The sequence below is a fragment of the Massilia rhizosphaerae genome, from assembly GCF_016093545.1.
Classification (GTDB): domain Bacteria; phylum Pseudomonadota; class Gammaproteobacteria; order Burkholderiales; family Burkholderiaceae_D; genus Telluria; species Telluria rhizosphaerae.
In genome coordinates, this window is record NZ_JADKYX010000019.1 from 47,404 (window position 1) to 68,233 (window position 20,830).

The following is a 20,830-nucleotide window of genomic DNA, read 5'->3' on the forward strand; positions in this document are numbered from 1 at the left end:
AGATACGAGGCCTTGCATTGAGCATAACTCGTTTTCCGGCGCCACGCTAAGCTACTTTCCTCAGGAAAAGTCCGCACGCCAGGGCAGCCGTGCGCGGCGCCGCCGACGGTAGAATGGCCCAAACACCGGCGCCAGCCTCTGCTTCCACCGGTCCGCTCGCCGCACCATCTGCGGCTTTCCGTCCATCCGAATCGCAGAAGAAGACCATGTTCAATCCATCCGACCATCCGCACCGCCGCTACAACCCACTCATGGGCGACTGGGTCCTCGTGTCCCCGCACCGCGCCAAGCGGCCGTGGCAGGGGCAGCAGGAAGCCGTCGACCGCTCGGCCAAGCCGTCGCACGACCCGACCTGCTACCTGTGCCCGGGCAATACCCGCGTCAACGGCGAAAAGAACCCCGACTACACGGGCACCTACGTGTTCGAGAACGACTTCGCGGCGCTGATGCCGGACACCCCGGAAGCCGCGCCCGGCGCCGACCCGCTGTTCCAGACGATGAGCGCGCGCGGCACGAGCCGTGTGATCTGCTTCTCGCCGGACCACGCCAAGTCGCTGCCGCAGCTGACGCTGCCGGCCATCGAAGGCGTCATCGACACGTGGTGCGCGCAGGCCGCGGAGCTGGGCGCCAAGTACCGCTGGGTCCAGGTGTTCGAGAACAAGGGCGCCGTGATGGGCTGCTCGAACCCGCACCCGCACGGCCAGATCTGGGCCACGAGCTATGTCCCGAACCTGCCGGCCGCGGAAGACCGCCAGCAACAAGCGTATCACGCCGAACAGGGCCGCCGCCTGCTGCTGGACGTGGCCGAGCGCGAGATCGCCGCCCGCGAACGCGTCGTCGTCGAGACCGAGCACTGGGTCGCCATCGTCCCGTACTGGGCCGCGTGGCCGTTCGAGACGCTGGTCCTGCCCCGCTTTGCCGTGCGGCGCCTGGAAGAACTGCAGCCGGCGCAGCGCGCCGACCTGGCCGCGCTGCTGAAACGCCTGACAACGCGCTACGACAACCTGTTCCAGACGTCCTTCCCGTACTCGATGGGCTGGCATGGCGCGCCGTACGGCGTGTCCGATGCCGACGCGGAAGGCTGGCAACTGCACGCCCACTTCTACCCTCCGCTGCTGCGCTCCGCGTCGGTGCGCAAGTTCATGGTCGGCTTCGAGATGCTGGCCGAAGCCCAGCGCGACCTGACCCCGGAACAAGCGGCCGAGCGCCTGCGCGCGCAGTCCGAAGTGCACTACCTCGACACCGAATCCAATCAAACGACCTGACATGCAAGATAACCGCCTCATTTCCCGCAACGACCGTACCGCCGCCGCCTTCGAAACCGCATTCGGCGCCGCGCCCACGCTGTTCGTGCAAGCCCCCGGCCGCGTCAACCTGATCGGCGAGCACACCGACTACAACGACGGCCTCGTGCTCCCGTGCGCCATCGACTACCGCACCGCCATCGCGGCCAAGCCGCGCGCTGACCGCAAGGTGCGCGTGATCGCGGCCGACTACGGCGACGCGCTCGACGAAATCGACCTGGACGCCCCCATCGAACGGGTGGCCCAGCCGATGTGGGCCAACTACGTGCGCGGCATGATCGACCAGTTCGTGAAGCGCGGCCTGCCCGTGCAAGGCATGGACCTCGCCATCGCGGGCGACGTGCCGCAGGGCGCGGGCCTGTCGTCGTCGGCGTCGCTGTCGGTGGCCGTCGGCCGCCTGTTCGCCACCCTGCCCGGCTTCGAAGCCTTGTCGCCGATCGACATCGCCCTGATCGCGCAAGCGTCGGAAAACGACTTCGTCGGCACCAAGTGCGGCAATATGGACCAGATCAGCTCCGCCTGCGGCGTGGCCGGCCACGCGCTGCTGATCGACTGCCGCTCGCTGGAGGTGAAGCCCGTACCGGTGCCGGACAACGCCGCCATCATGATCTTCAACTCCAACGTGACGCGCGGCCTCGTCGACAGCGCCTACAACGTGCGGCGCGAACAGTGCGAAGCGGCCGCCCGCCACTTCGGCATCCCCGCCCTGCGCGACCTCGACCTCGCCACGCTCGAAGCGCGCGCGGCCGAACTGGACCCGGTCGTGCTGCGCCGCGCGCGCCACGTGGTGACGGAAGACGACCGCGTGCTGGCCGCCGCCGCCGCGCTGGCGTCCGGCGACCTGGAACGCCTGGGCGAGCTGATGGCCGCGTCGCACGCGTCGATGCGCGACGATTTCGAGATCACCGTGCCCCCGATCGACAATCTCGTCGACATCGTCAAGCGCGTTGTCAAGCAGCAGGGCGGCGTGCGCATGACGGGCGGCGGCTTCGGCGGCTGCGTGGTGGCCGTCGTGCCGCATGCGCTGGTCGAGGCAGCCCGTGCCGCCGTCGAGCGCGAGTACCGTTCGCCGGACGGCAAGCCGGCCACGATCTACGTCTGCAAGCCGGCCGCCGGCGCCGGTAAAGTCACCCCATGACGTACGAGGCGGCGGCCGCACGCTATGGCAGCATGCCCTATCCGCATTGCGGCAGGAGCGGCCTGCGGCTGTCCGCCGTGTCGTTGGGGTTGTGGCACAACTTCGGCGGCTTCGACGACTTCGAGCGCCAGCGCGACATCGTGCGTACGGCGTTCGACCACGGCATCACGTGCTTCGACCTCGCCAACAACTACGGCCCGCCGCCCGGATCGGCCGAAACGAATTTCGGCCGCATCCTGGCGCAGGACCTGAAAGCCTACCGCGACGAGATCGTCGTCTGCACCAAGGCCGGCTACACGATGTGGCCGGGGCCGTACGGCGACTGGGGCAGCCGCAAATACCTCGTCGCGAGCCTGGACCAGAGCCTGTCCCGCATGGGCCTGGACTACGTCGACATCTTCTATCACCACCGTCCCGACCCCGACACGCCGCTGGAAGAAACGATGGCGGCGCTGGACTGGATCGTGCGTAGCGGCCGCGCGCTGTACGCGGGCATCTCGAACTACAACGGCGAGCGCACGGCCGCTGCCGCGGCCGAGCTGCGGCGCCTGGGCACGCCGTTCGTCATCCACCAGATGCGCTACAACATGCTCGTGCGCCAGCCGGAGTCGGACCTGTTTCCCGTGCTGGAGCGAGAAGGCATCGGCGGCATCGCCTTTTCGCCGCTGGCGCAGGGCCTGCTGACGGACCGCTATCTCGGCGGCGCGCTGCCGGCCGATTCGCGCGCGGCAGGCAAGGTCGGGTTCCTCAAGCCCGAGCACATCACGGCCGAACGCCTGCGCCTCATCGAAGCGCTGAACGACGTCGCGCGCACCGGCGGCCGCACGCTCGCGCAACTGGCGCTGGCCTGGGTGCGGCGCCAGCCGGCCATCGCGTCCGTGCTGATCGGCGCCAGCAGGCCGCAGCAAGTGCTCGATGCCGTGCGGGCCGTCGAGATGGCGCCGCTGGCCGGCGACGAGATCGCGGCCATCGAGGCCATCCTCGCTTCGTCCTGAACGATGTCCCGGGCGCGCGCCCGGGATTGACTCGCTTCGTCACGTGGTATACGCTGTATACCATGAATACCGAATCCACCAAGACGCGGCTGTTCCAGGCCGCGCGCGCACTGTTCGACGAGGAAGGCGAAGCGGGCCTCTCCATGCGCCGCATCGCCGCCGCCGTGGGCATCACGCCGATGGCGATCTACAAGCACTATGCGGACAAGGACGCGCTACTGAACGCGCTGATGCTGGACGGCTTCGTCGCGTGGGAGGCGCGCGTCGCCCGGATCGCGGCATCGGACCCCGCCGCCTGGCTGCGCGCGCTGGGCGCCGCCTTCCTCGACTTCGCGCTGACCGAACCGCGCCGCTACGAAGCCGCCTTCCTGCTGCGCGCCAGCCAGGCCCGCCAATATCCGCACGATTTCGCCGAGGGCCGGTCGCCCGTCGTGCGCCTCGCCCGCGAGCACGCGCAACGCATGCGCGCGCCCGATCCGCACGCGCCGTCGGCGGGCGACATCGTGCTCGCCCTGTCCGCGCTGTGCCAGGGCCTCGTCGGCATGTACCGCGCCGGCCGTTTCGTATCGGAAGACGAATTCCGCGCCGCCTATGTGCGGGCGGTCGACCACTGCATCCTGTCCTATTCACCGGAGCCCACCCCATGATCGCATTCGCTTGCGCCCTGCTCAGCGGGATGATGTATTACTTCGCCTACGGCATCGCCAACGCCTGGCTTCTCGCCTGGATCGCGCCGGTGCCCCTGCTGTGGCTCGCCTACCGGGGCGCGCCGCGCGGGCAGGTGCTGGCCGCGTCGCTGTTCACGGCGGCCATGGGCACGGTCTATATCTTCCAGGTCTACGGCACCTACGTGCTCGTCGACGGCATCGCGATGGCGGCCGGCAGCGGCCTGCTGCTGGGCCTCGCGCTGCTGCTGGCGCGACGGGCGCGCAGCGTGCTGCCCGGCCCGGCCGTCGTCTTCGCCTTCCCCGTGCTGTGGACCGCCTTCGAATTCGCGGAAGGATGGGTGTCGCCGCACGGCGCCTGGGGCGCACTGGGCTATACGCAGGCCGACTGGCCGGCGGCGATCCAGGTGGCGTCCGTGACGGGCGTCTACGGCGTCACGTTCCTCCTGTGCCTGTGCGCGAACGCGGTGGCGCTGGCGCTGCGGGGCGAGCGCGCGGCGGGGGCGGTCGGCGCGGCCCTGGCGGTCGCCGTCATCGGCGCCGGCTATGCGCGCCTGGCGGCGCCGCAGAGCGCGCCGCTGCGCGTCGCCGCCGTCGGGATCGTGCCCGCGCCAGGCGTGGGGCGCGCCGGGGCCGGCGAACGGTATGGGGCGGCGATCCGGTCGGCCGCCGGCCAGGGCGCGAAAGTCGTCGTCACGCCCGAGACGGATATCGCAAGCGATGCGCTGGCCCCCGTGCGGACGGCGGCCGCGGAGACCGGGACGCTCGTCGTCGCCGGCACGCTCAACCGGTCGCCGCAACGGAACATGGCGGTCGTCTTCGCGCCCGGCAAGCCGGCGTTCGCGTACGACAAGCGCCACCTCCTGCTGCCCGGCGAAGCCGTCTTCACGCCGGGCACCAAGCCGGGCCTGATCGGCGACGGCATGGCCACCGCCATCTGCAAGGACCTGGACTTCCCGCGCACGATCCGCGCCGACGCCGAAAACGGCATCCGCCTGATGATCGTGCCGGCGAACGACTTCACGCTGGACGGCTGGATGCACGCGCGCCAGGCGATCATGCGCGGCGTGGAGAACGGCTTCGCCATGCTGCGCGTCGCCGCGCACGGCCTCGCGACGGTGTCGGACGACCGGGGCCGCGTCCTCGCGCGCGCCGAGGTCGGCCAGCCGGGCGTCGCCGTCGCGTCGGCCGACGTCCCGCTCGGCACCGGCCCCACCTGGTACACGCGCCACGGCGACTGGTTCGCGTGGCTGTGCGTCGCGCTGGCTAGCGGGACGGCGGCGTTGTCCTGGCGGCGAACCACATCGCCAGCGCCGATCCGGACAGGTTGTGCCACACGCTGAACAACGCGCTCGGCACGGCCGCCAGCGGACTGAAATGCGCGGCCGCCAGTGCGGCGCCGAGGCCGGAATTCTGCATGCCGGTCTCGAACATCACGGCCTTGCGCTTCGCGAGGTCCATGCCGAACAGCCGGGCGAACGCATAACCCAGCGCGAAGCCGAGCAGGTTATGCAGGATGACGGCCGCGAACATCAACGGTCCGTTCGTCAGCAGCTTCGCCTGGTTCAACGCGACGATGATCGCGATGATCAGCACGATCGCCGCCGTCGACACGAGCGGCAACGCCTTCACGCTGGCCGCCGCCTGCTTGCGGAACAGCGTCTTGGCGACGACGCCGAGCGCGATCGGCAGGATCACGACCTGCACGATGTCCCTGAACAGTGACGCCGCATGAATATCCATCCACGCGCCGGCGAGCAGCGACACGAGCGCCGGCGTCGCGAACGGCGCGATCAGGGTGGACACGGCGCCGATCGACACGCCGAGCGCGACGTCGCCCCGCGACAGGAACGTCATCACGTTGGACGCGGTGCCGCTCGGGCAGCAACCGACGAGGATCACGCCGACGGCGATCTCGGGCGGCAGGCGCAGCGCAACGGCGAGCAGGTACGCGATGCCGGGCATGATGAGATAGTGCCCGACGACGCCGATCGCCACGTCGCGGGGCCGCCGGAGCACGTCGCGAAAATCTTCCGCCGACAAGGTGAGCCCCATGCCGAACATGACGACGCCGAGCAGCGGCGCGATCCAGCCCTTGTAGCCGACGAACAGCGCCGGTGCGAAGAATCCGAGACCCGCGAACAGCAGGACCCACACCGAAAAGGTCTTGCCGACGAAGGCGCCGGCTTTTTCTACTGCGTTCACGCGTGGGGTCTCCTTGCCGATGATGGGACGATGGGTGCCGCATTATAGGGCCGCGCGCGCGGGCCGGGGGCGGCGCCGTTACGGCTTGGCGGCCGGCGTCCAGCGCCGCGCGACGATGCGGTAGCGGATGTCCAGGTCATCGGCGACGGCCAGCAGGCCGCCGCCCACCGAGAACGGCACGATGCCGAAATCGGTCTGCTTCAGGCGCGCCGTGCCGCTCGCGGTCATCTGCGCCGCATCGACCTGCACGGCGGCCGGCAACGCCAGCCACCGCGTGACGCCGTGCAGCGTCACGGCGACGTCCAGGTGGTCCGCATCCTTCCGCTGCGCGTGCAGCGTCACCACCGGGTAGCGCTCCGCCGCCAGCACCGGACCGAGCATGTTCTTGCGCGTGCCGGCGATCGCTTCCGGCGTGCGTTCCGAAGGGATGCCCGCCACGCGCAGCAGGTCCGGCTCGTCGACGGTCAACTGGTCGGCACGGAACGACACGTCGGCGCGGCCCAGGCCGGGCGCGGCGTAACCGTCCAGCGTGTGGCTGGCCACGACGTGGTCGTGCCCGAGCCGCGCCATCAAGCCGGCGCGGCGCACCGTGACGGCGATCAGCGACGCGGCCGGGTCGACCGCGTAGACGGCGGCGCCGGAGGTTGCCGCCGCGCGGTACGAGAACGTGGCGGACGTCGGTGTCGTGGCCCGCGTCGGCGGTGCGAGCGGTTGGCCGCAGGCGGTCAGCAGGAACAATAGTGGAAGGATGCGCTTCATGTGGCTCGGTGGGTGAGGTTCGGATGGCGGGGTTGACAGCGGTGGCGGCTTCTGGCCAGTTGCAGTCCGTCAGCCATTTGCAGAGCTACCTTTGCGCACGAGCTCAAACTCGTGCGGCAACATGTAAAGACCACCGTGTCCGGTCAGCCCCGGCTCGATTTCCCAACTAACCGAAACGCTCGCTTTGTCCGGCTCCGGAAAATCGTCAATTGGGTACTCGTGATTGAGCATCTGCGCGATGTGGACCAGTTCATCCTCTGGTAACACGTCGAGGAACTCTTGGCATATTTCCACGACGCGAACGATGTCGCCGATTTCAACCGGGTTTCCATGCCTATCCCTCACGTTAACTCTCCCCAACGTATATCACGATCCACAACCGCCCAATTCTGGCCGATCGGCCGACCCGGAATTTTACGCGGCGCAGCGTTCCTTGCTGGTGAGGTTGCGACCGTGCAGTCCCATTATGGCTCAGGAAAGTCTACGATACTCGCGGCGATTCAAGTCGCCAATTGCGACTGCCGCTTCCAGCCCGAAAGGCTCTACCGCCGCAACGCCATCTCCGCCACCAGCGCCAGCGCGAGCCCGAACGACACCGCCTTCCAGAACAACAGCGGATTGCGCTCCACCAGCGGCGCACGCGCCTGGTTCAGAAAGGCCCGGTTCGGATGGTGCAGGTCGTACACGAATTCCGACACGTCTTCGTAGCGCCGGCGCGGATCGATCTGCAAGGCCTTGCGCAGCGCGCAATCGACCCATGGGGGAGTGGCCGGATCGTGCTCGCGCGCGGACGTGTACGCGAGCTTGCGCTGCGCCGCGCGTCCCTTCGCGGCCGGAATCCCGACGCCGTACGGCAGCTCGCCCGTCAGCATCCGGTACGTCAGCACGCCCAGCGCGAACACGTCCGAGCTCACGGTCCCGTGCTCGCCCAGGAAGTACTCGGGCGCCGCATACAGGGCGGCGCCCTGCAGCGTCCAGTCCTCGCCATGCGGCGCCATCTCGACCACGCCCGCCACACTCACGGAACCGAAGTCGATGATGCGCGCGGTGCCGTCGGCGTCGATCATGACGTTTTCCGGGCGCAGGTCCTGGTGCAGCATCTCGAGCCGGTGGAATGCGCGCAGGCCTTTCGCCACCTGGTCGACGATGCGCCGCACCGCCTCCAGGCCTGGCTTCGGATGGTCGCGCAGCCATTGGGCCAGCGTGATGCCGTCGATGTACTCGCTGGCCACGTAGACGCAGCTGCGCCGGCGCGCGGGCGCGGCGGGCTTCACAACGTGCGGACTGCGCACGCGTCCCATGACCCACTCCTCCATCACGAACCGTTCCATGCGGGCGCGGTTGCCGGCGAGGTCGGTGGACGGCAGCTTGAGGATCACGTGCGCGCCGCTGTCCGGGTCGAGCGCCAGGTAGACGTGGCTGCGGCTGCTGCCGTGCACCTCGCGCACGATGCGGTAGCCGTCGAGTTCCGCGCGCGGCTCCAGCAGCGGCGGCAGCGGCAGGTCGGCCATCTGGCGCAACAGCTCGGACGCCTCGCGCGCCTGCAGCGATTCGATGCGCACCAGTTGCACGGTGAGGTTGTCCGTGCTGCCGTTGTCCAGCGCGCGCGCGACGAGACGGCGCGCGGCCTCGTCCAGGTCGGACGCGCCCTGCAGCGCGGCGTGGACGTCGGCGCCGGTCACGTGTTCGTACACGCCGTCCGTGGCGAGCATGAACAGGTCGCCCGCCTCCAGCGCCACGGCGCGGTAATCGATGTCGACGCTGTCGTCGACGCCCAATGCCCGGCTCAGGTAGCTGCGTTCGGGCGACACCCAGATGCGGTGGTCCGTCGTCACCTGTTCCAGGCTGGCGCCGTGCGCGCCGGGGTGGATCCGGTAGATGCGCGCGTCGCCGACGTGGAACACGTGCGCCGTGTTCGACTTGATGACGAGCGCCGTGAACGTGCAGACGTAGCCGCGGTCCTGGTCGTAGCGGTCCTGGCTCTGACGCGTCTGCGCGTACAGCCACGCGTTGACGGCGGCAAGCACGCGCTCGCCGGCCGTCCTGACGGACCACGCGTCGGACGTGGCATAGTAATCCTCGAGGAACGAGGCGACGGCGGTGCCGCTCGCGACGTGGCTCACGGCACTGCTGCCGATGCCGTCCGCCAGCGCGAGCGCCGCGCCCTTCGTCGAGCGCAGCGAATCGCGCGGCAGCGCCGCGCCGTGGCAGTCCTGGTTCGAGGACTTGCGGCCCCGGTCCGTGTGCTGGCCGACGGCCAGGGTCAAGGGTGTCGGCATGTGGCGCCGGCCCGCGCGTCGTGCGTGCTCAGTTGAACGAGCGCTTCGGCGCCGTCTTCACGTGCGTCGAATACAAGGTCAGGCCCGTGAACGCGAGGCCGCCGACGAGGTTGCCGAGCACCGTCGGGATCTCGTTCCACAGCAGGTAGTCGACGAACGTGAAGTGCGCGCCCGTCAGGATCCCGAACGGGAACAGGAACATGTTGACCACCGAGTGCTCGAACGCCATCGCGAAGAACAGCATCACGGGCATCCACATGGCGATGACCTTGCCGCCGACGGTCGTCGAGATCATCGCGCCCACGACGCCCGTCGACACCATCCAGTTGCACAGCATGCCGCGGATGAACAGCGTGACCATGCCGGAAAAGCCGTAGGCCGCATAGCCCAGCGTGCGCTTCTCGCCGATCGAGCCGATCGTCTTGGCCAGCGCGCCGCCGTCCGTGTGGTAGCCGAACGTGAAGATGTACGACATGAGCACGGCCACGGTGAGCGCACCGAGGAAGTTACCGGTGAAGACGATGCCCCAGTGCTTGATCACGCGCGGCAGGGTGACGCCGGGACGCCTGTCGATCAGGGCCAGCGGCGTGAGGACGAACACGCCCGTCAGCAGGTCGAAGCCGAGCAGGTACAGCATGCAGAAGCCCACGGGGAACAGCAGCGCGCCGATCAACGGCACGCCGGTGGCGACCGAACAGCTCACGGCGAACACCGCCGACAAGGCGAGGATGGCGCCGGCCATGTAGGCACGGATCAGCGCGTCGCGGGTGGACATATAGATTTTGGATTCGCCCGCGTCGACCATCTTGGTGACGAATTCCGAAGGCACCAGGTATGCCATGATAGTTCTCCCTAGGGGCCGCGCTGGCGCGGCAAATTTATGATTAGTGATGCGGCGCGACGCGCCGTCGAAGAGAGTCATGCAAGAAGCGGGCCCGGCTGCGGACCGCCGAATTCTCACTTGCCGGCGCCGTCTCCTGGTGCGCCGGCGCACTGTTTCCGCCGCTGCCGGCACACGCGCGCCCGCAAATGAAGCACGACGGCCGCGCGCTACGCCATGCCCGGGGGCCGGAATGCCCCGTTTGCGTGCACCCCTTGAAAAAGCGACGGCGGCCGCCCTGTCGGCACACAAGCATGACTTTGCGCAGCACCCGACACACCGTTCGTATGCAATATGGGTAATGACGCATCCAGCCCGAGGAGCCGAGCATGTTCTTTCGTAAACTACTTTGCGCAGCAGCGTGCGTGCTGCTCGCATCCATGCCGCTGGCCAATGCCGCGGCGCCGCGCTACACGCTGACGTTCGTGCCGAACGGATTCGAGGCCGGACCGTTCCACCCGTTGAACGACGCCGGCCGCATCGTCGGCACCTACCAGGGCCGGGTCGCGATCTTCGACCGCGGCGGCATCCACCCGGTCAATGCGCCGCCCAGCTTCGGCCGCGGCATCAACGACCGCTCGGACGTGAGCGGGGTCCTCACCGGCTCGGCGACCGCCTTCGCCATCATCGGCGGCAGACTGATCGACGTCCACGCCGCGCTGCCCACGTTCTACTACACGTCCGATGCCGAGTTCATCAACAACCACGGCGCGGTGGCCGGCATCGCCGATCCGTTTGCGGACGAAGCCGTGCGCGGCTTCCTCTACCGCCACGGCCACGCCGAACTCGTCCCGACGCTGGGCGGCGAATTCAGCTTCGTCGCGGGACTCAACAACAGGGACGGCGTCGTGGGCTGGGCAAGCACGGGCGGCGGCTCGGCCAGCGATCCGCAATACCACGCCATCTTCTTCAAGGACGGCAAGACGCACGACCTGGGCACGCTGGCGAGCGGCCAGCGCAGCCAGGCATTGGACATCAACGACCGCTGGCAGATCGTCGGCGCGTCCCGGATCGCGCCCGACGACGCCGGCGACGCCGAGCACCCGTTCCTGATCCAGCACGGCAGGATGATCGACCTCGGCACGCTCGGCGGCAGCTCCGGCCGCGCGATCGCGATCAACAACGGCGGATTGATCGTGGGAGAAGCGAGCCGCCCCGACGAAACGCGCACGGCCTTCCTGTACCTTGGCCACAAGATGCTCGACCTGAACCAGCTGACGGCGGTGCCCTCCGGGTGGCAATTGGTGACGGCGGAGGACATCAACAACAGGGCCCAGATCTTCGCAACGGCGTGCTACGGCATCGGCGGGGAATGCCGCCCCGTGCGGCTGGATCCGGCCTGCCCGTGCAGGGCCGCAGACTTCGGGCAAACTGGCATGGAGGCGCTACCGAATCCCGAGTGACCGTACGCCGCACCAGGCCTGCAGCGCAGTGGGCAGGCCGGCGTCGTCCGCGTCGCCGGCCCAGGCCACGTAGCCGTCCGGGCGAATCAACACGGCGGCGGGCAACGGCACCACCCCGATGACGGGCAGCTCGCACACGCCGTCGAACGTCGCGTCGATCAGCGCGATGCGCTCGCCGCCGTCCTCGAGGGCGAAGGCACCCGGCCGTTCGAAGTTGAGCAGCACCTGCCGCGCATCGTGCAGCAGCGCGAACACGCGGGCCGGCCCGTCGGCCGTCGCGATGTCCAGGTCGGGCATGCGCCGGCCCAGCAGCGGATGGCCGTCGCCGAGGTCGTAGCCGAGGTCATAGCGGATATCGAGGCCCGATATCATGCCACCGAAGCGCTTGCGCGGTTCGTCCATCGCCAGCATCTCCGCGACGAATTCGCCCAGCACCGCGGTGCGCGCGTCCGGGCGCCGCAGAACGCCCTGCGCGATGGTGTTGCGCAGGACGCGCTCCGCGGCCGGGTGGCGCTCGGCCTGGTAGGTGTCCAGCAGCGCGTCGGGCGACATGCCCTTCACGACCTGCGCCAGCTTCCAGCCGAGGTTGACCGCGTCCTGGATGCCGAGATTCAGGCCCTGCCCGCCCAGCGGCGGGTGGATGTGCGCGGCGTCGCCGGCCAGCAGGATGCGGCCCTTGCGGTAGGCGTCCGCCTGGCGCGTCGCATCGGAAAAGCGCGACAACCACGCCGGCGAGTGGACGCCGAAGTCCGTCCCGTAGACCGCCTTCAAACCGGCCGCGAGTTCGTCCAGCGACGGCTCGCCGGTCGCATCCGGCGCGCGGCCCGCGAGGACGACGCCGACCGTCTCGCCATCCTCCAGCATCGACATCGCGTGGCGACCGGCGGCATCCTCGCGAAAGCCCAGCACCGGCTTCTCCGTCATCCTGACTTCGGCGATGAGCCAGCTCGTGGAAGCCTCCCAGCCCGGAAAGCCGATGCCCGCCAGCTTGCGCACCACGCTGCGCCCGCCGTCGCAGCCCACCAGCCAGCGGGCGCACAAGGCCTTGCCCTGCGCCGTCGCGACGTCGACGCCGTCCGCGTAGCACGCGATGGCGCCCACCTCCAGGTCGCGGTAGACCGGCACGTGCAATTCATCGGCCCACGCTGCGAGCAGGCGTTCGGTCCGTTCCTGCGGCAGCGCGAGCAGATAATTGTGCCGGGTCGGGAAATCGCGGATGTCGAGGGCCGCGTGGAAACTGACCCGCGGGTGCGTCTTGCCCTGGGCGAGGAAGCGGTCCACGATGCCGCGCTGGTCGAGCAGTTCGAGCGTGCGCGCGTGCAAACCGCCCGCCCGGCCGCCCACACGCGCCTGCGTCGGCTTGCGCTCGACGATGGCGGCGTCGACGCCGGCCAGGGCCAGTTCGGCAGCCAGCATCAGGCCCGTGGGGCCGGCGCCGACGATGATGACGTCATGGTCGATGGTTTGCAAACGCATGTCCTCCATGTTGCGGCGCCCGCGTTTTCCGGGTCATCAAACAACGGGCATCACACCAGCATACGCGAACTACTGGGGCGAGCTTCCGTCAGACTCGTAGGTCGAGAAGGCCAAGTCCGTACCTGGATTATGCTTGACCGCGAGTGCGATCTTGTGGCGTAACTCGTCGTCGGAGTCGCTCAACCTTCCGTTGTACAAAGCCTGCTTAAAAAATGGGAATTCCAGACGGACGTGGCCAGTGATTCCGGCATCGTAGCCAATCATTCCAGCGCAACGTCACCGCCCATTCCGGGCGAACGTGTCCGATTCGGGCATCTTCCGGAATCAGCGGTCGCGATGCCGGAACGGCATCGTATTTCGCAATAATGCTGTTGCGCATTGTGCGACCAAACGCGTGCGCTCGCAGCTTTTCGAATGGTAAAGCGTGGCCGCAACAAGGATTAAAATGCATAGGATCAAGGATGTATTACGACTCAAGCTCGACGCCAAACTGTCGCATCAGCAGATTGCCGATGCACTGGACCTGTCGAAAGGCGTTGTCACGAAATAGGTGGGCCTGATCGCTGCCGCCGGTCTCGACTGCCCCGTAGTCCAAACCATGGACGAGACTGCTCTTCAGCGGCGCCTGATGGCCAGTTCCCGGAAGGCGCGGGATTTCGTACAGCCCGACTACGGGCGCTTGCATCGGGAACTGCTGCGCAAGGACATCACGTTGATGCTGCTGCGGGAGGAGCATCAGACGGACTACGCCGACGGCCCAGACCTACGCATCCTCGCAGTTCTGCGACAACCACCGGCGCTTCGCCACGCAGTTCAAGCGTTCCATGCGTCAGGTTCACCGCACCGGCGAGAAAATGTTCATCGACTATGCCGGGCCGAGCACCGCACTGGCGGACGATGGCCGACTGGCATGAGCCCACGACGCGCGCGCTGAGCTTCTGCGGCGGCGCGACGCGGTTAATTGTCCCCCGACAATCCGAAGGCAATGATCTCGGACGCCAACTGCTGCGAGTTGCGCGGCGGCGACACCGTGCTCGACCTCGCGCACTATTGCGGCACCTCGATCCTGTCGGCACGTCCTTACCATCCGCGAGACAGGGCCAAGGCCGAATCGGCAGAGCAAATCGTCGAGCGCTGGATTAACGCGCGACTCCGCCAACAGCAGTTCGCCAGCGTGCACGAGGTCAATGTGGCAATGCGACTTGCTCGCAAGGCTGAACGACAATCCATTCCAGAAACTGCCAAGTCGCCGCGCCAGCACCTTCGCCGAGATCGACGCGCCGGCCTTGCCGCCGCTGCCGCCGCACCGCTACGAGATGGCTCGCTTCCGCAGCGTCAGGGCCCACATCGCTGGCCATGGGTGAAGCATTTGTTCGGCGATGCCGCCTATGATCAGCGCACCTTGCTGGACAAGGCGACCAATCTCAATTTTACCATCGAAGCCGTACGTGGCCTGCTGAGCCAGGACGACTTCTAAGTCCGATCGTGGCGCTGAGTCGGCGAGCGCACATTCGTAATCGCTGATGCGCTATCGCCGCGTGGTCCGCGATCACGAGCAACGGCTCGACGTGTCAAGCGAATATGTACGTTGCGCTCGGCTCGTCGCTTTTACACAGGAAGCGTTTCCGGTGAGCTCTCAAACCGTCTTTAAGCGCGCTCGCCGATGCTAGCTATCTAACAACGTTGCTTATACTCACTAGATATGCCACTATTGGTATATGTAAGCCAGAGGAACATACATGTCGATTTTTTCGCGACTTATTATAAATGCCTTCGTTGGTTCAATACTACTTCGAAAGAATTACCATAAAGCACTTCTATAAGGATTGAGCATGACCTATTTAGAGGCAGTCGGGTATTGGGGATCCTGGGCTTCGTTAATTAGCATTCCTTTAACCGTTGCCACCCTTCTATTGGCAAAGTCTGTACGTGACGCAGTGATCGCATCGCGTTTTCAACAACGCCTTGCCTCGCTAGTTTCAGCAATGAGAGAAGCGGAAATGAAAGCAAATATAAAGCAGCTTACTGCCGAGATAAAAGTGTTGGTCCACGCGTTTGAGACCAGCTATAGCTGGTTTGACTTAAGATTTTCTTCACGAGTTAACAAAGCGTACGTTGAGGCTAAAAAGCAAGCAGAAGCCCCATCTCCAGACATAAAAGTACTCCAAGGTTTACTCATCAATCTAAGGACTCTACACGCAGAGGTAACGCCATGAGTAACGAACAACTTGTTTTTGACGATATTTTACAAAGAACCCAGAATAATCAATTGTCTTGGTCTATTGTCGGCAATCAATATGCGTCAAGTTTAATTTTCCAACCTTCAGCAGTCTATCGAATTTTTAAGACCGACTACTCACGAGACGCGTCTGATTTTTACGAAATACTTCTTGTGGAGAAGAAGTATCCAGATCCTGACTGGGATTTTGCGATCGAAAAATACAAGGTAGAAATCGTATTTATCCAAAACGGTGTTCTAGTGGCGACCTTAGACGAATTTAGCATTGATTTCACGCAGTTGGTTACATTAGCAAGACTGGTAGAAGGCAAGTCGACACAGGCAAGAAAGTTATTCGGTTTTCCATAATCAGCGAACACTGAAAAAAACGGTGGCGCTCAAAATGCTAGATCGCCATCTGAGCCGCCGATCTTCGCGCGACCCAATCGGAAACATAACTCCCCCCTAATTTGCCCTGCATTCTTCGTTGATCAATCCAAGTCTTATGTAAGTTGCACCGGGTTTTTAAAATTTCGGTTAAAGCGATCAGCTAGGCGAACTTTTAGCAAAAGAAATTAAATTTAGAATTTAACGATATCATTGCTTTAGCCAGGACAGAAATTACCATGAATCTTGAAACGACCGAGAAAACGCTGAAGGAATTAGCCGAGATCGAAGTACCTGATCTATCTGTTTTTCCGACAGAATTCGTCAGCAAGCTTAACGGCGGGATCACTAGAACTTTAGGCACTAATGCTAAGCCATTCTCGATCAAGTCCGGCAATCCCCATGAGATCACCTTCATTGAACCAGCTTATGTGGATAACGTTGAGATTGAATTCTCAAAACCCATTGCCGGGGCCGAAATCGAACTAGTTGTATATGAAGCCATTCATAACCGCAACGTTCGAAAGAAACTGAATCACCAGACTCTCTCCGCAATAGCCGCATTTCCCGTAAGCTGCGTTACGTCTGGCATTTCCATTTACCTTCAGCCGAGCTTTTTCGAGCTATTTTCCAAGCGCACCTTGGAAATAAACAGAATCAAGATTTGCGGTTTTAATATTGACGACTTCGAAGTCCTTACGCATTCATTAGAAAAAATAGTCGGCTTAAAAAAATCAGCTGCGGATGAGCTTTCTCGCGAGAGAAATCAACTGTTGAGGCTACAACAGGAACTCATTGACCGAGAAACGGCAGTTGATGAACTAGAAAGCCGGAAGAACGCTGAGCTTGAAACACTGCAAGACCAACTAAACGAGTGCCAGCAGGCCATCCTTGAGTCTAACGAGACACTGAGGAAGCTCAAAGACGATATCGGCCGTTCTGAGAGTAAGAAACAGGGCCTTATTGATCAAATAAGTGGAGGCGAAACGACGGTACGCAACATAGAGGGCGAGATCACAAAAGGCAAGCAACGCCTAACAGAACTAGCTGTCGAAACATCAGAAAAGGAGACTAGACTTAGAGAACTAAGCAGCAACGTCAATTTGTTCTCTGAAGAATTTTCCTCGTTCTCTGATCACGGAGCCAAACAAAGTAAGGTATTCATCGGACTTAGTATTGTGCCGCTAGCTATTATTATTATCCTAACAACGCAGCTTTTGATGGGTGCAGTTGATCTCTCCGTAAAATATGTCAAGCAACCTAATCTTGACCTGCTTACAGTATTTGTTACACGACTGCCCTATTTAACAATATGCGGCTCAATCTTGGCTGTATGTTACTCAGCATTTCGTTTCCTTTTTAATCGGATCAGTAGCATCTATGCAGAACGACTGGATTTTGCGAAAATCGGCATACTTGCAAAAGATGTAACATTTGCATCCGCAAACGACTTGTTGTATAGCGATCATGAGTTGTACGAGGCCAGGACCTATCTGAAGATCGAGATGTTGAAATCATATTTAAGCGGGAATATCGGTGCATTTGTATATGCCAAACGTAAAAATAAGGCTCAAACCGGCAAGAAATCCGAATACCAAAGCGCAGAAGCGAACGTTTTGGGAGAAACGGGCGGTAAGGAGGAAGAGGCTATGCAGGAAGATGTATAGGTGCACAGACCGGTGGGATCATATTCCCATCCATAGTTGGCCGGTCTTCAAGGCTCGGCGCGTTTTGCGTACACTGTCCCAATCCGATTTTTCACCGGCAGTTCAATGACCAAACCGCTACACAGGCAAGCCCGTACGGTTGGCGCACTCGTCTTTTGAATATCTGAATATCGGACATTGCGGATTCTGCTTATTCGAGAATCGCCCGTATTCGGGCCAGAGCGTCTTCGACCACGACATCCGGTGCAGTTTCCACTTTCTTGGCGCCGCGGGCGGCCAAGTCCATCATACGAATCATGTTCACCAACACCACGCCTTGTGTCTCGGTGCCCGATCCACTCAGAGGTACCGCGAAGCCCGCATAGCGAGCGAAATCGCCGCCCTGCGTAATCGGAGCAACCAGCGCCACACCCATGAGATTGAACGCAGCCGGCGAGAGCACAAGCGCGGGACGGAAATCGCCTGGCTGCTCGCGTCCGACAGTCGGATTGAGGTTCACGCGAACGATATCCCCACGATTGAACGCGGTACGCCTCACCATACTTCCTGGCCCACCGGTTTCGCCCCTTCCCAGCTCGCCGCGTCTACGGGAGGCGCCGCCTTCAGGTCACATTGCGCCATCAGGTCGGCGAGCGAATAAGTTTTGCGTGCGGGCCGCAATACCAGGCCATCCGGTCGCATATCAGCACTCAGTTTGTCCCCGAGTGCGACACCAAGTTGACTTAATAAAGTTGACGGCAGCCGAACGGCTGCGCTGTTGCCCCATTTTTGAATCGCAAGTTCCATAGTCGCTCCTACAGTGTAGATACATTGTATCCTCAAACAATTGGTCCGAAAAGAGCATTCTACAATGTAGATACGCGTCAAAAGCCGATCCAAACAAGTTCAGCGGGCATGGCAGCCGCCTCCGGCGACGGCAACGCGAAAAACGGCGCGCCGCCCCAAGGCAAGCGCGCCGCCGGTAACGACAGGCCGGCACCGCCGTGCCGCCCCGCCCTGCTCGCAAATCAGAAGTCAGAAATCAGAAATGGTATTCAGCCTTGACCATCGGCGTGCTGGCCGACGCACCCGGCACATGCTTGCTGTCGTTGCCGAACTTGTTGTGCCAGTACTGGTACTCGAAACCGGCGCGGAAGGTCTTGGGCTTGGCGCCCAGCAGCGGGCCGACGTCGTACAGCAGTTGCATGTCGATGTTCGTTTCCGGCGCCGTCTGGTTGCCGAATTCGTCCTTGCCCTTGGAGGCGATCCAGTTCGCGAAGCCCTCCCACGACCAGCCCGAGCCGCCCACCGGGAACGCCCACACCGCACCCAGCATCGGGTGCGTGTCGTAGCGGTAGCGCGGGGTGGAGACGCCGGTGAACTCGTTGGTCGGGGCATTGCTTTCCCACAGGCCGTAGATGCCCACGTTCAGCAGGCCCGGCGCCTTGAAGGAGAACGTCGGGCCGACGACCAGCATGCGCTTCTTCGAGTTGTAGCCGGCGTCGTCCTTCGTATTGACGTCGAAGCCGAACGTCATGCCGACGTCGCTCACGGGGCCGTAGGCGAACGGGTTGCCGGTCACCTTGGACAGCGACACCGTGTTGCGGTACAGCAGATAGAACTCCTGCGCGCCCGCGCTTGCGCCCGGCGCCGACGGGTCGGTCTTGTTCGACAGCAGGACGTCGAGGTTGAAGAAGTTCGTGCCGTACGCGTAACCGCTCGCGTGGTTGACGTCGAGGATGTCCTTGTGGATGTCGGCGCCGTTGAACGGCTCGCGGAAACGGCTGCCGGTGCGGTAGCCGATCGAGGTGTCGCTCCACTCGGCGGCCTGGACGGACGTTGCCGCGCACGCGCACAGCGCCATGGTCAGGACGGTCTTTTTCATGCTTTGCTCCCTTGGACGATAGTTGGGTGGTTGTTGGTGGCGCCGGCATCCGTATGGCTCTCGGCCGGGATGTCGCGGGTGCCGTTGAAGAAGAGGTTCAGTGCGACCGCGGCGACGGCGGTCAGCACGATGCCCGACTCCAGCAACGGATGCAGGCTGTGGGCCATCTGCTGGGCCCAGCGCGGTGCCACCAGCGGGATCAGGCCGAAGCCGATCGATAGCGCGACAATATACAGGTTGAAGCGGTTGCTCCGGAAGTCGACACGGGTCAGGATGCGGATGCCCGCTGCGGCAACCATACCAAACATGACAAGGCCGGCGCCGCCCAGCACGAACTGCGGGATGGCCTCCACGAGCGCCGCCATTTTCGGCAGCATGCCCAGCACGATCATGATGCAGCCGCCCGCCACGCACACCCAACGGCTCTTGACGCCCGTGACGGCCACGAGGCCCACGTTCTGCGAGAAGCTCGTGTGCGGGAAGGTGTTCAGCAAGCCGCCGATCAGCGTGCCCAGGCCGTCCGTGCGCAGGCCGGCCGCCAGCTGCTTGCGGTCGAGGTCCTTGCCCGTCAGTTCGGACAGCGCGAGGAACATGCCGGTCGACTCGATCATCACGACGATCATGACGACGGCGAACGTGACGATCATGACGACGTCGAACGTCGGCGCGCCGAACGCCAGCGGCGTTACGACCTGGAACCAGGCAGCCTTGCCGACCTTGTCGAAGTTCATCTCGCCGGCCGCGAACGTGACGACGCAGCCGGCGACGATGCCCAGCAGGACCGAGATATTGGCCAGGAAGCCGCGACAATACCGGACGAGGCACAGCACGACGGCCAGTACGAAGGCGGCGATGCCGAGGTGGTCGAGCGCACCGTAGTTCGGGTTCGGCGTCATCGGCACGGGGCCGGCCAGCTTCAGCGCGGGGACCGCGGCGCCCGGCGGCAGCGTGGCGGCCGCCTGCGCCGCGCTCGCGCGCGCCGCGTCGACCATCGCGGCCAGTTTCACCGTGTCGACGCTTTGCGCCGCGCCGTCCGGACCACCCATGGCCCAGCCCACGCCGACGCGCATCAGGGTGACGCCGATGATCAGGATGATCGTGCCCGTGACGACGGGCGGGAAGAAGCGCAGCAAACGGCTCATCAGCGGGGCGATGAGCAGCGCGACGGCACCGGCGCCGATGCCGGCGCCGAAGATCGCGCGCGCCCCGTCGACGCCGGGGACGGCGTGCGCGATGGCGACCATGGGGCCGACGGCCGCGAAGGTCACGCCCATCATCACGGGCAGGCGGATGCCGAACCACGATGTCAGGCCGAGGGATTGGATCAACGTGACGATCCCGCAGCAGAACAAGTCGGCCGAGATCAGCATGCTGACCTGTTCGGGGGGAAGTTTGAGCGCGCGTCCCACGATGAGCGGGACGGCGATGGCGCCGGCGTACATGACGAGGACGTGCTGCAACCCGAGCGCGCCGAGGCGTGCGAGGGGCAGCCGTTCGTCCACCGGGTGGCGGGACGGCTGGGTCATGCTAGTCTCCTAATATGTTTTATGAACTGCGTGTACTGCGGTACTGCGTTCGAAACCAAAAGAA

Annotated in this window: 19 protein-coding genes and 1 pseudogene; 10 read left to right on the forward strand and 10 right to left on the reverse strand. The window is 64.3% G+C overall.

What is annotated here, in order from left to right; translation table 11 throughout:
- Positions 1 to 206: 206 nt before the first annotated feature.
- The 5 genes from ISF28_RS23285 to ISF28_RS23305 all read left to right on the forward strand — a co-directional run bounded on the left by ISF28_RS23285 (position 207) and on the right by ISF28_RS23305 (position 5,445).
- Positions 207 to 1,265, forward strand: a complete 1,059-nt coding sequence (locus ISF28_RS23285; RefSeq protein ID WP_198119555.1) for a UDP-glucose--hexose-1-phosphate uridylyltransferase — start codon at positions 207 to 209, stop codon at positions 1,263 to 1,265.
- A 1-nt stretch (position 1,266) separates the two neighbouring features.
- Positions 1,267 to 2,442: a galactokinase gene (galK, locus tag ISF28_RS23290; RefSeq protein ID WP_229519324.1), complete on the forward strand. Its 1,176-nt coding sequence runs from the start codon at positions 1,267 to 1,269 to the stop codon at positions 2,440 to 2,442.
- Entirely contained in the window at positions 2,439 to 3,437 is a 999-nt protein-coding gene (locus ISF28_RS23295) for an aldo/keto reductase (protein ID WP_198119556.1), read from the forward strand. The genes galK and ISF28_RS23295 overlap by 4 nt, the downstream gene beginning before the upstream one ends.
- A 62-nt stretch (positions 3,438 to 3,499) precedes the next feature.
- Positions 3,500 to 4,084 (forward strand): TetR/AcrR family transcriptional regulator, encoded by a 585-nt coding sequence (locus ISF28_RS23300; RefSeq protein WP_198119557.1) that lies wholly within the window; start codon positions 3,500 to 3,502, stop codon positions 4,082 to 4,084.
- Positions 4,081 to 5,445 carry an apolipoprotein N-acyltransferase gene (locus ISF28_RS23305; protein ID WP_198119558.1) on the forward strand — a complete coding sequence of 455 codons (1,365 nt, stop codon included), beginning with the start codon at positions 4,081 to 4,083 and terminating at the stop codon, positions 5,443 to 5,445. Before ISF28_RS23300 ends, ISF28_RS23305 begins: the two co-directional genes overlap by 4 nt.
- Here ISF28_RS23305 and ISF28_RS23310 read toward each other — a convergent pair.
- The 5 genes from ISF28_RS23310 to ISF28_RS23330 all read right to left on the reverse strand — a co-directional run bounded on the left by ISF28_RS23310 (position 5,369) and on the right by ISF28_RS23330 (position 10,186).
- Positions 5,369 to 6,307: a bile acid:sodium symporter family protein gene (locus ISF28_RS23310; protein WP_198119559.1), complete on the reverse strand. Its 939-nt coding sequence runs from the start codon at positions 6,305 to 6,307 to the stop codon at positions 5,369 to 5,371. The genes ISF28_RS23305 and ISF28_RS23310 overlap by 77 nt on opposite strands.
- Positions 6,308 to 6,385: 78 nt before the next feature.
- On the reverse strand, positions 6,386 to 7,066 hold the full coding sequence (locus tag ISF28_RS23315; protein ID WP_198119560.1) for a YceI family protein: 681 nt from the start codon (positions 7,064 to 7,066) through the stop codon (positions 6,386 to 6,388).
- A gap of 69 nt (positions 7,067 to 7,135) precedes the next feature.
- Positions 7,136 to 7,411 (reverse strand): hypothetical protein, encoded by a 276-nt coding sequence (locus tag ISF28_RS23320; protein WP_198119561.1) that lies wholly within the window; start codon positions 7,409 to 7,411, stop codon positions 7,136 to 7,138.
- A 197-nt stretch (positions 7,412 to 7,608) separates the two neighbouring features.
- Positions 7,609 to 9,345, reverse strand: a complete 1,737-nt coding sequence (locus ISF28_RS23325; protein ID WP_198119562.1) for a bifunctional protein-serine/threonine kinase/phosphatase — start codon at positions 9,343 to 9,345, stop codon at positions 7,609 to 7,611.
- Positions 9,346 to 9,373: 28 nt separating this feature from the next.
- Positions 9,374 to 10,186: a formate/nitrite transporter family protein gene (locus tag ISF28_RS23330; RefSeq protein ID WP_198119563.1), complete on the reverse strand. Its 813-nt coding sequence runs from the start codon at positions 10,184 to 10,186 to the stop codon at positions 9,374 to 9,376.
- 368 nt (positions 10,187 to 10,554) lie between these two features.
- Between ISF28_RS23330 and ISF28_RS23335 the strand changes: the two genes are divergently transcribed.
- Complete coding sequence (locus ISF28_RS23335; protein WP_198119564.1) at positions 10,555 to 11,628, forward strand: hypothetical protein; 1,074 nt, start codon at positions 10,555 to 10,557, stop codon at positions 11,626 to 11,628.
- Here ISF28_RS23335 and ISF28_RS23340 read toward each other — a convergent pair.
- The gene (locus ISF28_RS23340; protein ID WP_198119565.1) at positions 11,611 to 13,104 is read right to left on the reverse strand and encodes an FAD-dependent monooxygenase; all 1,494 of its coding nucleotides are present in this window, start codon (positions 13,102 to 13,104) and stop codon (positions 11,611 to 11,613) included. The two genes, ISF28_RS23335 and ISF28_RS23340, sit on opposite strands and share 18 nt — an antisense overlap.
- A gap of 424 nt (positions 13,105 to 13,528) precedes the next feature.
- Between ISF28_RS23340 and ISF28_RS30690 the strand changes: the two are divergent.
- From ISF28_RS30690 to ISF28_RS23365, 4 genes and pseudogenes are all read left to right on the forward strand, one after another.
- Positions 13,529 to 14,462, forward strand: a pseudogene (locus ISF28_RS30690) (IS21 family transposase); the annotation flags it as partial.
- A gap of 474 nt (positions 14,463 to 14,936) precedes the next feature.
- On the forward strand, positions 14,937 to 15,320 hold the full coding sequence (locus tag ISF28_RS23355; protein WP_198119568.1) for a hypothetical protein: 384 nt from the start codon (positions 14,937 to 14,939) through the stop codon (positions 15,318 to 15,320).
- The gene (locus ISF28_RS23360) at positions 15,317 to 15,691 is read left to right on the forward strand and encodes a hypothetical protein (protein WP_198119569.1); all 375 of its coding nucleotides are present in this window, start codon (positions 15,317 to 15,319) and stop codon (positions 15,689 to 15,691) included. The genes ISF28_RS23355 and ISF28_RS23360 overlap by 4 nt, the downstream gene beginning before the upstream one ends.
- A 257-nt stretch (positions 15,692 to 15,948) precedes the next feature.
- Complete coding sequence (locus ISF28_RS23365; protein WP_198119570.1) at positions 15,949 to 17,376, forward strand: hypothetical protein; 1,428 nt, start codon at positions 15,949 to 15,951, stop codon at positions 17,374 to 17,376.
- A gap of 190 nt (positions 17,377 to 17,566) precedes the next feature.
- On the opposite strand, the gene ISF28_RS23370 is transcribed toward ISF28_RS23365, so the two are convergent.
- The 4 genes from ISF28_RS23370 to ISF28_RS23385 form a co-directional block, all read right to left on the reverse strand.
- On the reverse strand, positions 17,567 to 17,917 hold the full coding sequence (locus ISF28_RS23370; RefSeq protein WP_198119571.1) for a type II toxin-antitoxin system ChpB family toxin: 351 nt from the start codon (positions 17,915 to 17,917) through the stop codon (positions 17,567 to 17,569).
- Positions 17,911 to 18,162 carry an AbrB/MazE/SpoVT family DNA-binding domain-containing protein gene (locus ISF28_RS23375; protein WP_198119572.1) on the reverse strand — a complete coding sequence of 84 codons (252 nt, stop codon included), beginning with the start codon at positions 18,160 to 18,162 and terminating at the stop codon, positions 17,911 to 17,913. Before ISF28_RS23375 ends, ISF28_RS23370 begins: the two co-directional genes overlap by 7 nt.
- Before the next feature lie 235 nt (positions 18,163 to 18,397).
- Positions 18,398 to 19,240 carry an outer envelope protein gene (locus ISF28_RS23380; protein ID WP_198119573.1) on the reverse strand — a complete coding sequence of 281 codons (843 nt, stop codon included), beginning with the start codon at positions 19,238 to 19,240 and terminating at the stop codon, positions 18,398 to 18,400.
- A complete protein-coding gene (locus ISF28_RS23385; protein WP_198119574.1) occupies positions 19,237 to 20,766 on the reverse strand; it encodes a nucleobase:cation symporter-2 family protein in 1,530 nt (509 codons plus the stop codon). The genes ISF28_RS23380 and ISF28_RS23385 overlap by 4 nt, the downstream gene beginning before the upstream one ends.
- Between the last annotated feature and the right edge of the window lie 64 nt (positions 20,767 to 20,830).

Excerpts from the sequence above, each read along its gene's own strand:
- ISF28_RS23340 (WP_198119565.1), bottom strand. The coding sequence starts at position 13,104 with ATGCGTTTGCAAACCATCGACCATGACGTCATCATCGTCGGCGCCGGC.
- ISF28_RS23305 (WP_198119558.1), top strand. The coding sequence starts at position 4,081 with ATGATCGCATTCGCTTGCGCCCTGCTCAGCGGGATGATGTATTACTTC.
- ISF28_RS23380 (WP_198119573.1), bottom strand. The coding sequence starts at position 19,240 with ATGAAAAAGACCGTCCTGACCATGGCGCTGTGCGCGTGCGCGGCAACG.
- ISF28_RS23335 (WP_198119564.1), top strand. The coding sequence starts at position 10,555 with ATGTTCTTTCGTAAACTACTTTGCGCAGCAGCGTGCGTGCTGCTCGCA.
- ISF28_RS23355 (WP_198119568.1), top strand. The coding sequence starts at position 14,937 with ATGACCTATTTAGAGGCAGTCGGGTATTGGGGATCCTGGGCTTCGTTA.
- ISF28_RS23330 (WP_198119563.1), bottom strand. The coding sequence starts at position 10,186 with ATGGCATACCTGGTGCCTTCGGAATTCGTCACCAAGATGGTCGACGCG.
- ISF28_RS23325 (WP_198119562.1), bottom strand. The coding sequence starts at position 9,345 with ATGCCGACACCCTTGACCCTGGCCGTCGGCCAGCACACGGACCGGGGC.
- ISF28_RS23300 (WP_198119557.1), top strand. The coding sequence starts at position 3,500 with ATGAATACCGAATCCACCAAGACGCGGCTGTTCCAGGCCGCGCGCGCA.
- ISF28_RS23285 (WP_198119555.1), top strand. The coding sequence starts at position 207 with ATGTTCAATCCATCCGACCATCCGCACCGCCGCTACAACCCACTCATG.
- ISF28_RS23365 (WP_198119570.1), top strand. The coding sequence starts at position 15,949 with ATGAATCTTGAAACGACCGAGAAAACGCTGAAGGAATTAGCCGAGATC.
- ISF28_RS23360 (WP_198119569.1), top strand. The coding sequence starts at position 15,317 with ATGAGTAACGAACAACTTGTTTTTGACGATATTTTACAAAGAACCCAG.
- ISF28_RS23315 (WP_198119560.1), bottom strand. The coding sequence starts at position 7,066 with ATGAAGCGCATCCTTCCACTATTGTTCCTGCTGACCGCCTGCGGCCAA.
- ISF28_RS23295 (WP_198119556.1), top strand. The coding sequence starts at position 2,439 with ATGACGTACGAGGCGGCGGCCGCACGCTATGGCAGCATGCCCTATCCG.
- ISF28_RS23370 (WP_198119571.1), bottom strand. The coding sequence starts at position 17,917 with ATGGTGAGGCGTACCGCGTTCAATCGTGGGGATATCGTTCGCGTGAAC.
- ISF28_RS23375 (WP_198119572.1), bottom strand. The coding sequence starts at position 18,162 with ATGGAACTTGCGATTCAAAAATGGGGCAACAGCGCAGCCGTTCGGCTG.
- galK (WP_229519324.1), top strand. The coding sequence starts at position 1,267 with ATGCAAGATAACCGCCTCATTTCCCGCAACGACCGTACCGCCGCCGCC.
- ISF28_RS23385 (WP_198119574.1), bottom strand. The coding sequence starts at position 20,766 with ATGACCCAGCCGTCCCGCCACCCGGTGGACGAACGGCTGCCCCTCGCA.